The organism is Chryseobacterium sp. ZHDP1 (genome assembly GCF_018603435.1).
Taxonomy (GTDB): domain Bacteria; phylum Bacteroidota; class Bacteroidia; order Flavobacteriales; family Weeksellaceae; genus Chryseobacterium; species Chryseobacterium indicum.
On the sequence record NZ_CP075682.1, the window covers coordinates 2,973,967 to 2,989,008 of the forward strand.

Here is a 15,042-nt window from a genome sequence, read left to right on the forward strand (position 1 = left end):
AAGAGGGTTCTTAGCTCAGTTGGTTCAGAGCATCTGGTTTACACCCAGAGGGTCGGGGGTTCGAATCCCTCAGGACCCACAGAAAAGGAAACGAAACCTTTTAAAAAAATTCGGGTTCTTAGCTCAGTTGGTTCAGAGCATCTGGTTTACACCCAGAGGGTCAGGGGTTCGAATCCCTTAGGACCCACTTAAACTCCCTTTAATAGGGAGTTTTTTATTTCTATATGTGAAGTATGCCTTTTTTTCTCTAAGTAAGAACTTGCAGAAGTTATCTTCTCAAAAATTTCTCTTTAACCATACTAAAGGTATACATAAAGGTGTGCATTATTTTCTTGAGGTGTGCATTATAAACCTCCTATTCATCAACATTTTTAAATTATACACCAATGAACATTAATAAGATTAGTATTCTATTCTTGATTGCAAAAAGTAGAATAAATTCATTAGGTAAGTGTTCTATTAGATGTAGAATAACTTATGAGAAAAAAAGATATGAGTTTGCAACAGGACTATTTATTAACCCTAATAACTGGATAGCTTCAAAACAAAAAGCACATCCACCTAATTCAGATAACAACCAAATCAACACACAACTCAGCCTGATTAAACAAGACATTAATCAGGCTTTTTTATTCCTTCAGGTTCAGGAAAAGGACTTTGATGTAGATGATATTTACAGACAGTACAAAGGTGAGAATATCAAGCAGGAAAAATCTATTATGGAAGTATTTCACCTCCATATTACTAAACAGGAAAAACTGATAGGTATTTCTACCACACAAGTATCTGTAGCTAAGTTCTACCAGACACAAGCTCATGTGAAGTCTTTCATAAAGTATCAGTACAACAAATCAGATTATCTTCTGAAAGACATGACAATGGCATTTATTACTGAGTTTGAATTCTATCTTAAGGCTGAAAAGCAGTTTAAACAGAATACAGTTCATAAGACCATACAGAGGTTTAAGCAGATAGTAAAGTTAGCTGTAGGACTGGATTATTTAGCTAAAGACCCTTTCCTACTCTACAAGAACAGGAAACCTAAGAAACAAGTTGTATTCTTATCTAAAGAGGAACTGGAAGCGTTAGAAAAGTATCAGTTTGCTTCTGAAAGATTACAGCAAGTTGCTGATATGTTTATTTTCTGCTGTTATACAGGATTAGCATATACAGAGATGGCAAATCTTAAGGCATGTAATATTCAGACAGGCTATGACAGTAACAAGTGGATTCATATTCACAGGCAAAAGACTAAAAGAGATTATGACATTCCTTTACTATCCAAAGCTGAAAGTATTTTAGACAAGTATAGAACAGAGACACAGCTCCTTCCTGTAATTACGAATCAGAAGTTCAACTCCTATTTAAAGGAGATAGCTGAGATTGTTGGTATAGCAAAAAATCTAACTCATCATCTGGCAAGAAAAACCTTCGCTTCCACTATTCTACTTTACAATGATGTTCCTATGGAAATTGTGAGTGAGCTTTTAGGGCATTCAGAGATAGGGATTACTCAACAACATTATGCTAAGGTGGTTAAAAAGAAGATTGGTGAACAGATGAGTAAGTTAAATTCTAAGCTGAAATAAGTATTATGTATTATTAACTCTTTGTATTTTTACAGAGAGTTAATTTTCAATTATGTTACTAGATGCTAAGCTGAATCAATTTGATTCATTCCCTATAGAATTTAAAGAGATTAATCCTGAAGATTTCATGTTTACTTTAGATGCTTCGGGAACAAGAGTTCCAAGAACTGATTTTGAAATTGAAAATGGAGGGGACAAAATATTAATATCTCCTGATACTAATGGCTATATAAATGATACCTTACAAACCCATTTAGAACTTGCACATAAAAACACTGTAGTAATCAATGCTCCTGTTGGACAAGGTAAATCATATGCTATAATTCAAACTGTAAAAAGGTACTTTGACTCAAATGAAAGATATTTAGTTTTTGTTGTTTCTCCTTTTGTAAGTTTAGTTAAACAGTATTGTGATGATATTGAGGAATCAGGAGTTCCTGCTGATCAGATTTATAGTTATGATAACTTGGGAAGAAGCACTGGTATTGACTATACTAAAAGAGAAATTCAGGTTGTTACAGCAAACACTTTATTAGGAAATCCAGGAGAAGATGGATTTAAAAACTCTGATATCAAAAGAGAGTATATAAATACCCTCGTAACCCATTGTGAAAAGGAAGGAATAAAGGTTGTTTTCATTTATGATGAAATACATGACTCCTATCATAACTTTCAACAAGAATATATATTCAACTTATGGAAATGGAGAAATGTGATTCAAAAGAATTTTATACTAAGTGCTACTTACAATGAAGCCTCTAAGGTTGTAATAGAATATTTAGCTGAACTTACAAACTATAAAATTCAGATTATTGAGTCTGAAAGAGTGAGATTTGTTGATAAACAAAGTACTTTACATTTATACTACTCTTCTGCTTACAATTTTACTTCTAAAACCATAGAGATAGATAGTTTAATTAAAAGCTTGATAACCCGTAAGAAAAATGTTGACATACTATGTTATTCTAAAAACCTAGCTAAAAGCTTAATCAATCCAAAGGATGAAATTGGAAAGTTACTTCTAGATACTTATGGAAAGATAAAAGATTGTACTTCTGAACTGAATACTAATCAAAGAGAAGAAAATACTGAACCTACTAATCAATATGATGATGAGAAATGTAATGTAGGAACCAATTTCAAAACAGGTGTTAGTATAAAAAAAGACAATCACGCATTTGTAATAATATTCCCTTCTAGAAGTACCAGATTACCTTTTAGAAATAAGTATGGCATCTTTTCAGGAGGTGTTAACTCTGTAATCCAAGCATTAGCAAGGCAAAGAACTAAGGGGGAAATACATATTGTTTTACCTAAGCCAGACCATTTTCACTATGACAGTTTGGATCATTCTGGCATGACAACAGAACAGAAGGAAGTTTTTAAACAGTATTATAATCTAGTTCAGCATTACAAAGCTCCTGATAGCAAGGTAAAATATATCAAATTAAATAGACAAGATTTTCTTTTAAGAGAGTTCTATGAGAATAAGCTAAAAGGAAATGTAAAAGATGAGATTATAACAATAGATTCCTTATCTAGAAGTAACACTTTGCCAAGGCTCCTTTTCCCATCCTTTCAGGAGTTTAAATTGGAAACAGGTGAAGATTTCCTTGCTAATGAAATTCCTTTCTTTGGAGGGGATATAAGCTCATATTTAACTTATAGTGCATTAACTAATCAATTTATTAATTGTAGACTACAAGAAATAAGTTTTAGACCAGTTATAAAATTTGAGGAAGGTAGAGTCCAAGAGATGCTAAACACAGTACTCAATCATTTTTATGGGGAAGACTATGCATTATCATTAGCTCCATTTACTAATTTCTCACTTTTTTATAATGACTTTAAAACATCCTTATTTAAGGATTATCAGCTACTCTATAAGAAAGCAGGAGGAGATTCTTTTGAAAATATTGTTGAAGGAACACCACCAGCAAAGAAGTTTGAACTACAACTTTTACTTTTTACTAATAAGCTAAAAGAAGGTAAATTAAAATCTTTATATGATGAGGATTACTCAAGAGGTGATTACTTTAGTGATGCAATAGCTCATACCAAAGACTTAGATATTGACTCTATAGATGATATTTCTTATAAAAACAGAGTTGAGTTCTATCAAACACTCAATTATTTCAGAGAAAAGATGATAACATCCCTTAATGAGTATAGAAGAGGTGGTGATTCTTATCATTTTATTCCTTCAAGTTATTATGAAGAATTCTTTACAACAGAAGACATTGCAAAAATTAGAAAATTACTCAACTTGTATAAGGCTGATAAACTCTTAGAAATTGGAGTTTTTGAATTCAAAAGGAGATTTGAGGAAAGTAAATCCTTGAAGAGCAAATTAAAAACATTTTATTTCATCTTAAGAGAGGACTTTCTTGATATAGAAGAAAGAGTTGCTGATCCCAAAATAAACTTTCTTGGTAGAAGGAGGAATGTTAAGCCAGTAAGATCCATAAAGTTAATTCCTTTTAATGCTAGATTAAATCTACTAGAAATTAAAAATTATATCAACTTAGATAATTTAAAAGTATATTCCAATCTAGAAGATTTATTCTAAAAAATGTCCACTTTTCGTAGTAGTAATATTATACAATACGAAAAGTGGACATTTTCATTACATCTATATTCTATAGTTCCAGAAGGAACTTACAATTTACAGGTTAAGACATAGGGGGTTCTTTTTAAATCTCCCCCATCTTAAAAATCTTTGATTTAGCAACGCACGAATTCAGAGGAGGAAGCCCGCTAGGGACTTAGCTTTGCCTCGCGAAGATAAGGCTTTTTTTTGACATTTTCAAGGGTTTTTGCCCTATTCATGCACAATTGAAGCTAATAGCCAAATTGTGTTTTGACTCTATTTTTTTTACAAACTATTTATTATGCAATTAAAACAATCACAAAGACAACAAGTCAAGTTAAGACTTGGTTTATCAGGAGCATCAGGCTTTGGAAAGACTTATTCTGCCTTACAATTAGCCTATGGAATTACAAATGACTGGAGCAAAATAGCTGTCATAGACACTGAAAACTCTTCTGCTTCTCTGTATTCTGACTTAGGTAATTACAATGTATTAGACTTACAAGCACCTTATAGTCCTGAAAGATATATTCAAGCTATTGAATTATGTGAGAAATCAGGAATTTCAGTTGTAATTATTGATAGTGCATCTCATGAATGGAATGGTACAGGAGGATGTTTAGAAATTCACGAGAAATTAGGTGGAAGATTTACAGACTGGGCAAATGTGACACCAAGACATCAAGCCTTTATCAATAAGATATTGCAGTCAAGCTGCCATATAATTACAACTACTAGAAGGAAAATAGATTATTCCCTTGATATAGGGAGTAATGGTAAAACCCAAGTTGTGAAACATGGAACTAAGGAAATAACAAGAGAAGGTTTTGAGTATGAGCTAACTATAAACTTCGAGCTTATTAATGAAAATCATCTTGCTAAGGCTTCTAAAGACAGGACAGGATTATTTATGAATAAACCTGAATTTCTTATTACCCCTGAAACAGGTAAAATGATTTTAGAGTGGTGTAATTCAGGAAGTAACCCTAATAATAACTCTAATCAGCAACAATCCCCTAACCTGATAGAAGCTACAGAGGTAGAGGTTTATAATGCTATTCAAAATTGTAATTCTGTAGGTGAACTCTTAGCCTTGTATAAGCAATTTCCTCAATATCACATCTCTTTAAAACCAGATTTTGAAGCAAGGAAATCAATACTTATTCATTTAACTAACCCAAATAACTTTTCACAAAATGGACATTCAAAACAACATTAAACCCGCTACATTAGAAGAAGCTTTTGATATTTCAAATTCTACTAACATAATAGGAAAAAATGATGGTGGTTTAGAATTAAGGAATGTAGCCAAGAAGCCAATCAGAGATATTTTCTTAGATGATGATTTTGAAGATGCAGAAGTAATCTACCCAAGTAGAATGAATAGAATTGACAAGTATGAATTAGATATTAAAACCAAGCCTGAATCTAAAGAACCAGTTCAGGCTTTTTTAATGCCTAATCCTGTAGTCTCTTCTGCTGTAGAAGCAAGAAAAGAAAATGAGCCAAGTCCTTTTATACTAGCCAATACATCAGAAGCTACATTACATCACTTACAGAATGATTGTATTATTCCTGTATTTTCTAAAGACAATGAGAAAACTATTGCGCATCAGGAATTTATTGAAGTTGTCTTAAGTGCTGTGCAGAAAGTATTTCCTCATCACAGTATTACAGAACCTGAAATAAGAGTTTCCCACCAAATCAAAGGCAGAATTCCAAGTGCAATCCACAAGCCTGTAAAAGAACTTTTAGAGCATGAAAAGACTATTTACTATGAAAGAATGGCTTTCATTATTAAAGTTCCCACTATTACTGATATTGTAAATGGCAATGACCTTTCTCTTACTATTGGAGGAGTACGCAGTTATAACTTGGAAAACCTTTACAATAAGAAGTCTTTGGAAAAGTTTAAGTTCTTTATAGGTTTTCAAAATCAGGTTTGTATGAATCTCTGTGTAAGTAGTGATGGCTTTGTTGAAGATATGAGAGTTGGAAGTTCACAAGATTTATATACTAAGGCATTAGAAACTATGCAGAATTATAATGCAGAGCTTCATCTTATGGAAATGAAAGAACTTACCCAAGATTATCTTTCAGAACATCAGTTTGCTCAACTTATTGGTAGAAGTAGGTTATATCAGCATTTGCCTAAAGTAGAGAAGCAGAATATTCCTCTGCTGAATTTTAATGATAGCCATATTAATGCTATGGCTAAGGATTATTATGAGGATAAGAATTTCTGTAGGCAAGAGGATGGAAGGATTAATCTTTGGGATGTGTATAATCTCTTTACACAGGCTAATAAGAGCAGTTATATAGACACTTTCTTAGATAGGAATCTGAATGCTTTTGAATTTTCAAAAGGTATTCAGAAAACACTCAATGGTAGTTCTGATTATCATTGGTTTTTGAGTTGATAATCCACTCCAAATTGGAGTGGATATATCTTCATATCAAAGTAAATCATTAAATACTCCATCTAAAATAATTGGAGAAAGCTCGTCACTTACCTCTTTATAATATTTTTCTTTTAATAAAGAGTATTTTTCATCTTCTAACATAACAATGTCTCCATCAAATAGTGAGGTGTCAATATCATCTACTAAACCTAAAATAAGCTGAGAGTTTTCAGGCTGATTATTATAGATAAAATTCATTATAGCCTTTCTGTTTTCTCCATCTTGTTCTTGCTGATTAGGGGAATCAATTACTATTGGACAAAAAGTTGATGTAGAGTAGCTATTCATAACTTTTAATATTGAAAAGTAATATGCTAATAAGGCTCTAGGTAGATTACTTCCTTGCTCGTTCATTTTAGCATCCATTCTCTCAAAAACTGTTGGATTGGTTTTTTCTGTATCAATATTTAGCTCTTCAAGAAATTTTTTAAGATTAGATCTGTAAGATAGCATTACTTTATGCTTTTTATTTTCTCCTTCTTTATTAATATCTTTAAGTTGTTTTTCTAAAAGCTCATATCTAGTTCTAGCATTTCCAATCTTTTGATAAACTAAATTTTGTTCATTCTTGAAAATCTCATTGACTTTTTTCTTTCCTTCATTTTCAATAATATCAGCAAGTTTAATTTCTTCCTTTTTAGAATTTAAAGCTTCTTCAATTTTTTCAAAATCTATCTTTTTCTCTATAAAAGATTTATCATACTTAGAAATATTTTCACCGACTTTAAGTAGTTCATTTTTTAACTCTATAAGAAGCTCTTCTAATTTTTCTTGGTCTTCAGCAATTGAAAACCTTTCATTAAAGTTGTTTTCATAATGAGCCCCACACATTGGACAATCAATAGATTCATCCACATAATTTAGTGCAAACTTATAATCAGCTTGAGTTTCTTTAATTGAATTTTCAACAATTGCAATCCTAGATTCAATTACTGATTTATGATTATATAAATCTGTTAACTTTTGCTTCAGCTTATTTTGCTCTGATTTTAGAAGTTCACACTCTGCTAAAAGCTCTGTGATTTCATTACTGAAGTCATCAACAGTAATACTAAAATCATCATTATGTAGTTTTTCCTTTATTCCTCGCAGAATCTTATTTAAAGTTTCAATCTCATTTTTAGTTTCATCCAACTCTATTTTAGTTGCATCTAATTCAGTTTTTGTCTCATAATATTTATTACCTCTTATACCCGAATGATAGTCCAAAAGAGGTTTTTTCCAATTACTAAATTGTTGTAGACCATTAAAAGCATTCCAACTGTCATTCCAATTTTTATCTTGGTCAATATAAAATGGCAGGAATAGATATGGAGTTGGAGGATTTTCTGGTTCACCATTTCTATTAGATATAAATAAATTGAAATCAAAGAGTGAGTTTAGATATGCTGAAAGGCTTTTAAAACTATGTGAAACAACAGTTCCATTTTCATCAACAACTACATACCTTGATTTATCATATCTCAATACAGAAATTGACAATGTGTCAATTTTCATTTTTAGATATGTTATAGGCTCTGCTTTAGTCCAGTTTGTATTTAATTTTACTGGTGTTGCACCTAAAGTGTAATAAATACTTTTAATTAAACTTGACTTACCAACTTGATTAGCTCCCTTTATTATTGTCTTTTTTGGGTTGAATTGTATTTTTATTGCTTTTCTTTCTCTGTGAGACAATATCTGAATCTCCTCGAAGACTAATCTTTTCATATTTACTGGTTCTTAGGTTTCTTATTAGTTTGTGAAAATTGTTACTCATCATAAAATTCTTTTAAAATGATAGCTTTCAAAAAGTATTCATTAAATATTTTTTGTTCCTTTATTGTTTTGTTAGAAGTTATATCTGTATAAATAATTTCTAAGCTTTCAAAAGTATCTCCTTGTAGACTTTCCAAATTAGTATCTATTGAGTTTTTAATTATTTCTATACATTTAAAGAAAAAAACATTATTGATTGTTAAGTATTGAATTTCAGCATCTTTCCATGCTTCAACTAATTTCTTACGTAGAAATACATTTATTCCAAGTGCATCTAAAGAGTTGAAAACTCTTGTTTTTAACATTTCTAATTTATTTGGTACAGAAACTACAATATTTAACATTTTTTCAAAATCCTCCCTTGATATAGCTTTATACTTAATTAATTCTTCAAAACTGTTAATATCTTTTTCAATATTATTTCTTCTATTAACCTCATCAAAAATTGTTCTATAAGCAAGTGAAGGATTGAACTTTACATCTGATGAATAATTATTTTCTATAAGTTTATTTAACTTATCTTTCGTGATTTCATTATGATGATTAACTGTTAAATCTGAAGTGTGGAAGAAAATAATATCTAAAAATTCCTCAAGCCACCTAATTCCTAGTTCAGATTCTAAACTTTTCTCAATCTCTTTTTTCTCATTATCGTTAAGCTGATTACAACAGAATGTACCACTTGATATCCCACTAGGTTTGAACGAAGTGTTTGAAACAATATTTAAACTATTTGTTTCGTCATTAAAATTTGTTCTGTTGATAAAGAGCTTTCCTAATATTGAACCGGAATCTTCTGTTTTGAGTTTTTTCCTTTTCAAAATTTCATTTAGTGTATAAGCACCTTTATTTTTTGTTTTAATCTGAAAAAAATCTATCTGGCTAGGATTTGAACTTGAATCAAGTAATATGATATCCTCATGATATTCAAATGCTAACAAGAAATCAGAATCGCCATTAGAAAGTAATTCAATAAGTTTACATATTGCCCAGTTCTTCTGGAAATCAAATCTATTAGATGCCATTGAACCTGAATTTTCACGTGGTTTAACAATTTTGAATTTATCTAATAGACTCATTTGAAAGTATTGATATGGTTATTTTATCAAAAATACACTTTTTACAGAAATTTTTTACATTTCAAATTTTAAAAAGCCATTCGAAAGCTCATTCCTCCTGAAAACTAAGCCCCCGTACTTATGTTTGAGGGAATCTCTCCCGTCCCTTTTCTAATAGAAAATAAAGTTTCAGGCAAACTATAAATTTCTTCTAGAACAATAGTTGAATCTGAACATATCTCTTAGGAAAGGTGAAAATCTAACTCAAAAACTTAAAAACAATGGTAAGAATTATCAACTACAAAGCAAGACAAAGAGAGGATGGTACAACATTTTGTGCTTTAGAAGTTCAAGGAGGAATTGAAATGGTATTAAGCCAAAAGACCAACCAATATTATGCTACAGCCAAAAAGACTTTCATTTCATCTACATTTGATGAAGAAACCTGTAAGGCTTTAATTGGGACTGAGCTTCAGGGCAGTGTTCAGAAAGAAAAATGTGAGCCTTATGAGTATGTTATTAAAGAAACAGGAGAATCCATTATTATGCAACACAGGTTCGTGTATGTTCTGGAAAGTAGTGTTCCTTCTAGCTCAATAAAGTCTAATGAGGTTTCATCTGACAACTTTGAAGTAGATTTAAAAGCTTTTTCTACTAATGGAAAATATGATCATGTATTAGCAGATTAATCTTAGAGTTCAAAATAGAACTTTATCACATAAAACTTCCAGTATCGTATTCTATGCTATACAGTGTAAATACGAGATTGGAAGTTTTTATTCTATAATTCCCCACTTAATTCTTTTTATTTATGGAACATCATCAAATATCAGAAATACAGGTTTCCTATTCTCCTAACATAATAGATACTATAGTTTCTACTAGTGAAATATCATACAAAGTAGCTCTCAATAATTGGAATATAGATACAATTGAAATGTTTGAAGAAGTTAAAATTATGTTTCTTAATAATGCACTTAAAATTATAGGTATTTATAGCTTATCAAAAGGAGGTATATCTTCTAGTATAGTAGATATAAGGTTAATTCTATCTGTTGCATTAAAGTCTGTTTCAACTCATATCATCCTAATTCACAATCATCCCAGTACAGGTTTGAAACCAAGCAAAGCTGATATGGATATTACAAGTAAATTAAAAGCAGCATGTGGATTTTTAGATATTAAATTACTTGACCATTTAATTATCAATAAGGAATCTTATTACAGCTTTGCTGATGAAGGACTACTATAAATATTAATCTTAAAATATTTACATTTTAAAATTAAGTGATAAAGTGACAATATTAACAGAGAGTTTTCTAACATATTCTATTGTTGTATAAGGAGTTTCTATATAAAATCTTTTAAAAAAGTCTTTCAATATTTTATCACTTTGTCACTGTATAAAAGAGCAAATGCATCACAGATGTAATTCCTTCTAATATTATAGAAATATCATTCTTCTTATTTTTCAAGATATAGTATAATAGCCAAATTTTGAAAGAACTACTCTTCTATTAAGACAATATCTACCAGATCAGAAAGTTTTACTTCCAAAGCTTCTGCTATTCTGTAAAGAGTAAAAAGAGTTGGATTGGTTCTTCCTGCTTCTATTCTTGAAATATTGGTAGTATCAATTTCACCTTCAATTTTTCCTACTAGCTCAACTTGGGTTAAACCCTTATTATTCCTTATTTCCTGTATTTTTTTGCCCACAGATTTTAATAATTCTGACTTCTCCATACTTGACATATTTGGCAAGTCAAGAAAAGATTATTATGTTTGTGATTTAATGCCATATATGACAATATTATATTATGGATTCCCGTAAGGCATAAGGAATATTAAAAGATAAATTAACAACCAAAAAACTCAACAATGAAAAAGATCTTAAACATACCTTTATTTATTCTTCTGTTATCAAGTTTCAATACTCTGTATGCACAATATATCAATATAGGTTCTACTAAACAGGAAGTAAAGAAAGTGCAAGATGAGCCTACCTCTATAGAGGTCTATGAGGAATTTGGAGAGGAGATTTGGAGATATGGAGAAGAAGGCATAGCTACTGTTACTTTTAAGAATGGTAAGATAAAAGGGTTTAGAAATTATGATGGAATACTAAAAATTGGAGATATAAGTCAAAATAAGTCAAGTACTAGATCAGAAGACAAACTAAAAAGTTTATTTTCTGAGCCTGAGAGTCAGGAAGATATACACAAACCAGAAGCTCCTAACACCTATGGAGAGGATAAATCTGGGCTTTATGGCAGTGCCTCTCAAAGTATCAAGACTTTTCCAAAAAAGTATGAGGAAATGGCAGAAGCTAATGGGCTTAGTCCTTATGAAATGCCTGATGATATAACTCTTCAACAAATGCAGAAGGAATATGAAAGAAAGAAGTATTTAAAATGGGGATTAATTGCTCTAGGAGCTATTGGAATATTGTATCTCCTATTCAGAATGATTATTAAAAAGAAACATGCATGAAAATTATCTTCGTTGACATAGATGGTGTCTTAAATAATGCAGAGTATTACAAAAATAAGAGCCTACATTCCCATCATAAAGAGAATTCTCACTTTGACCCAAGAAATGTTATTGCGCTAAACAGAATAATAAGTAGTACTGGTGCTAAAGTAGTCCTGTCTTCTGCATGGAGACTTATAAGAAACTTAGAGGAAATTAATGAGTTATTTAAAGAAGTTAATCTGAATGTTGAGATAATCAGTTTTACAGAATCACTTCATTATAAAGACACATTTGAACTAGCTCCGAGAGGTCTTGAAATTCTTAAATGGATTAGAGATTATCACAAAACTTTAAAAGGAGGTTTAGAAAACTATGTTATCATAGATGATGAAGATGATATACTGGATATCCAAGAGAAGCACTTCTTTCAAATAGATGATAAAGTAGGACTTACAGAAGCTAATGCAGATGAGATAATAGAATTTCTAAACTCATATAAAATTCCTAAAATAGAACTTCCATAAAAATATATACCATGAAAAAAGCTACATTACTATTATTGTTTTTCCTTGCAATTGTTATTAAAGCTCAAACAGATAAAATCACCTATATGAAAGGTGACATCTATTTAGTAGCTCAGGATGCAAAAACTAAAAAAGTGCTATTTGAAAGACCTTATGGAAAAGTTCTTTCAATTGAATATGATGACTTTTATAAGAGTTATTATATCCTGTTTCAAATGCCAGAAGGTTCTACAGGATTTGGAGTAAGATATATAAAAACAATGGAGAAGGGAGCTTTACTTATGCAAGATATGAACAAGCCTGAAGACTTCTACTATGTTTCTGATAAGATTAAGGAAAATGGGATTTTAATACTGTTAAATAAGAAAAAAATAGAGGGCTCTTACCTGTCATATAAAATCATAAATATAACTCAGTGATATCAAACTATTTTAAACCATTTTATATTAAGCCATCTGTTTCAGGTGGTTTTTTATTTACCAACTATGAAACCAAGAATACCATTTAGAATTGGATATCAATACGACAACTGGGAATTAAACCTAATGAGTATTGCAGACAGCATACCTGATAATGCTTATTGTAGCTATTTATGGGTAGGAAGTGAAATAAAGAAGTTTCTAAACTTTACACCTCATAGAACAGAATTAATATTCTTTTGGGATATATTGGAAGTTGTAACACTAGAATTTGACAAGAAATCAGAACATTACTATAACAGAATAAATAAGGCTTTATCAGATAGGGCAACAAGAATAAACCTTGAAATCCTACCTGATGGCATGATTATACACAAGTTTATAACCAGAAAGGTAGTTTATTGGAATATCTATTTTCCAGCTAGTAGAGAAATTAGACTGATTTACTTCTCTAACACATTTCCATATTTAAAAATACTTATAGAGTAAAAAGGCATACTTTTAGGCATACCCTCATTAAGAAAAGCTTGTAAGACATTACATATCAATATGTAAACTAAAAGAACTCGAATCCCTCAGGACCCACAGAAATCTCTCTTTTTTAAGGGAGACTTTTTTGTTTTTATATCTTCTGTGTAAGACTGATTAAAAAAAGCCTCCACAGAATCGGAAGGCCCTATTTATAAAATCTTTTCCACTATTTTCTGCACATGTAACTCCTCAAGACAAGCCCAGTCTCCGCGATAGCATTCTTTATCCCCAAAAACAGAACAAGGTCTGCAGGTAAGGTCTTTCACCTGAACCACATCTTCTTCCCTTTGTCCGAAACCTAAAAAACCTGCAAAAGGATGAGTTTGTCCCCAAACGGAAACGCATCTTGTACCCATAAGACTAGCGAGGTGCATGTTTGCAGAATCCATGGAAACCATCAATTCTAACTGAGAAATTTTATGCAATTCCTCTTCAAGGCTCAACTTTCCGGCTAAACTGAAGGTATTCGGGATTTCTCTCTCCCACTGCTCCAGCGTTTCGGTTTCAGATTTTCCTCCTCCGAAAAAATATACTGTCTGTTTTTGTGCTAAAATTTTAGCCAACTCAAAAGATTTTTCAAGCGGAAGCATTTTTCCGCGATGCTGAGCAAAGGGCGCAAATCCAATTCCAGATTTTTCAATAGAGATAGGTCTCAATTTATGAGAAAGTTCAACTTTAAAGCCCATTTCCCGAAAAACATCCGCATAACGTTCTACGGTTTTCTTAAGCTGAACTTTATTTAAATTCCATACATTCGTAAGGTCTTCTTTTTCTTCTTTGCCTTTATTGATTTTGAATACTTTAAGTCCTTTTCTTCTGTAAATTTTATCCAGAATCTTCGTGCGGATTACATCATGGAGATTAGCAATAAGATCCGGATGAAACTCTTTAATCAATTCATTGGCAAGACGTCTCAATCCGAATATTCCTTTATAGTCATCAAGATTCACTCCTTTGAATATAACATTCGGAATATCAGCAAATAAAGCTTCAAAATTCTTTCGGGAAACCATTACAATTTCCACATCCGGATTTTGCTCTAAAAACTCACGGAAGACGGGAGCTGTCATCGCAACATCTCCAAAAGCAGAAAAACGGTATGCTAAAATTCGTGTCACAGATTAAGACTTCAGCTGATATGCGACTGCGTAAAATTTAATCTGCTTCGTCATAGCCATTAAACCATTGGCTCTGGAAGGAGAAAGAAACTCCTGCAAGCCAATTTCAGAAATAAACTCAAAATCAGAATCCAGAATTTCCTGTGTAGAATGACCGCTGTAAATGCTTACCAGAAGCGAAACAATACCTTTCGGCAAAATCCCGTCCGAATCTGCCTCAAAAAACAGCTTTCCATCCTTAAATTCGGCATCAATCCAGACTTTACTCTGACAGCCCTTGATCAGATTTTCTTCTGTTTTCTTGTCATCAGAAAGACCTTTCAGCTCTTTTCCAAGATCGATAATATATTCGTATTTCTGCTCCCAGTCTTCAAGAAAAGCAAATTCGTCGATGATTTCCTGCTGTTTTTCTTTAATAGTCATTGTAAACCGATTTCTTTCTGCAAAGATAGCCAAATTTAAAATATGCTTCATTTATTTGGAGCTCTTCCCGCTTTCTGCTGTATCTTTTTTGTCCGTTC

15 protein-coding genes and 2 tRNA genes are annotated in these 15,042 nt (G+C 31.4%); 12 read left to right on the forward strand and 5 right to left on the reverse strand.

All coding sequences use genetic code 11. From position 1 onward, the window contains the following. Positions 1–4 precede the first annotated feature (4 nt). From KKI44_RS13455 to KKI44_RS13480, 6 genes are all read left to right on the forward strand, one after another. Positions 5–79, forward strand: a tRNA-Val gene (locus tag KKI44_RS13455). A 33-nt stretch (positions 80–112) separates the two neighbouring features. Continuing rightward, positions 113–187: transfer RNA gene (locus KKI44_RS13460), tRNA-Val, on the forward strand. A 199-nt stretch (positions 188–386) separates the two neighbouring features. Further along, positions 387–1,589: a site-specific integrase gene (locus tag KKI44_RS13465; RefSeq protein WP_214587744.1), complete on the forward strand. Its 1,203-nt coding sequence runs from the start codon at positions 387–389 to the stop codon at positions 1,587–1,589. A 52-nt stretch (positions 1,590–1,641) separates the two neighbouring features. Beyond that, complete coding sequence (locus tag KKI44_RS13470) at positions 1,642–4,158, forward strand: DEAD/DEAH box helicase family protein (protein ID WP_214587745.1); 2,517 nt, start codon at positions 1,642–1,644, stop codon at positions 4,156–4,158. A gap of 322 nt (positions 4,159–4,480) precedes the next feature. Then, positions 4,481–5,398, forward strand: coding sequence for an AAA family ATPase (locus tag KKI44_RS13475; RefSeq protein ID WP_214587746.1), 918 nt, complete (start codon positions 4,481–4,483; stop codon positions 5,396–5,398). After that, on the forward strand, positions 5,376–6,599 hold the full coding sequence (locus KKI44_RS13480; RefSeq protein ID WP_214587747.1) for a DUF3871 family protein: 1,224 nt from the start codon (positions 5,376–5,378) through the stop codon (positions 6,597–6,599). The genes KKI44_RS13475 and KKI44_RS13480 overlap by 23 nt, the downstream gene beginning before the upstream one ends. Positions 6,600–6,635: 36 nt before the next feature. Here the strand turns inward: KKI44_RS13480 and KKI44_RS13485 are convergent, their stop codons facing one another. Both KKI44_RS13485 and KKI44_RS13490 read right to left on the reverse strand, forming a co-directional pair. After that, positions 6,636–8,351: a hypothetical protein gene (locus KKI44_RS13485; RefSeq protein ID WP_214587748.1), complete on the reverse strand. Its 1,716-nt coding sequence runs from the start codon at positions 8,349–8,351 to the stop codon at positions 6,636–6,638. Between the two features lie 41 nt (positions 8,352–8,392). Beyond that, a complete protein-coding gene (locus KKI44_RS13490) occupies positions 8,393–9,478 on the reverse strand; it encodes a dsDNA nuclease domain-containing protein (protein WP_214587749.1) in 1,086 nt (361 codons plus the stop codon). Between the two features lie 260 nt (positions 9,479–9,738). Here KKI44_RS13490 and KKI44_RS13495 point away from each other — a divergent pair, with 260 nt between their 5' ends. Both KKI44_RS13495 and KKI44_RS13500 read left to right on the forward strand, forming a co-directional pair. Further along, on the forward strand, positions 9,739–10,146 hold the full coding sequence (locus KKI44_RS13495) for a hypothetical protein (RefSeq protein ID WP_214587750.1): 408 nt from the start codon (positions 9,739–9,741) through the stop codon (positions 10,144–10,146). 122 nt (positions 10,147–10,268) lie between these two features. Next, entirely contained in the window at positions 10,269–10,709 is a 441-nt protein-coding gene (locus tag KKI44_RS13500; protein WP_214587751.1) for a JAB domain-containing protein, read from the forward strand. 254 nt (positions 10,710–10,963) lie between these two features. Here KKI44_RS13500 and KKI44_RS13505 read toward each other — a convergent pair whose 3' ends face one another. Beyond that, complete coding sequence (locus KKI44_RS13505; protein WP_214587752.1) at positions 10,964–11,200, reverse strand: helix-turn-helix domain-containing protein; 237 nt, start codon at positions 11,198–11,200, stop codon at positions 10,964–10,966. A 135-nt stretch (positions 11,201–11,335) separates the two neighbouring features. On the opposite strand from KKI44_RS13505, the gene KKI44_RS13510 reads away from it, so the two are divergent. From KKI44_RS13510 to KKI44_RS13525, 4 genes are all read left to right on the forward strand, one after another. Next, positions 11,336–11,947: a hypothetical protein gene (locus KKI44_RS13510; protein ID WP_214587753.1), complete on the forward strand. Its 612-nt coding sequence runs from the start codon at positions 11,336–11,338 to the stop codon at positions 11,945–11,947. Further along, the gene (locus tag KKI44_RS13515; RefSeq protein ID WP_214587754.1) at positions 11,944–12,453 is read left to right on the forward strand and encodes an HAD domain-containing protein; all 510 of its coding nucleotides are present in this window, start codon (positions 11,944–11,946) and stop codon (positions 12,451–12,453) included. Before KKI44_RS13510 ends, KKI44_RS13515 begins: the two co-directional genes overlap by 4 nt. Positions 12,454–12,464: 11 nt before the next feature. After that, positions 12,465–12,872, forward strand: coding sequence for a hypothetical protein (locus tag KKI44_RS13520; protein WP_214587755.1), 408 nt, complete (start codon positions 12,465–12,467; stop codon positions 12,870–12,872). 66 nt (positions 12,873–12,938) lie between these two features. Beyond that, positions 12,939–13,361, forward strand: coding sequence for a hypothetical protein (locus KKI44_RS13525; RefSeq protein WP_214587756.1), 423 nt, complete (start codon positions 12,939–12,941; stop codon positions 13,359–13,361). 191 nt (positions 13,362–13,552) lie between these two features. On the opposite strand, the gene KKI44_RS13530 is transcribed toward KKI44_RS13525, so the two are convergent. Then, a complete protein-coding gene (locus tag KKI44_RS13530; RefSeq protein WP_250902067.1) occupies positions 13,553–14,521 on the reverse strand; it encodes a glycosyltransferase family 9 protein in 969 nt (322 codons plus the stop codon). 3 nt (positions 14,522–14,524) lie between these two features. After that, the gene (locus KKI44_RS13535; RefSeq protein ID WP_087706747.1) at positions 14,525–14,944 is read right to left on the reverse strand and encodes a SufE family protein; all 420 of its coding nucleotides are present in this window, start codon (positions 14,942–14,944) and stop codon (positions 14,525–14,527) included. Positions 14,945–15,042 lie beyond the last annotated feature (98 nt).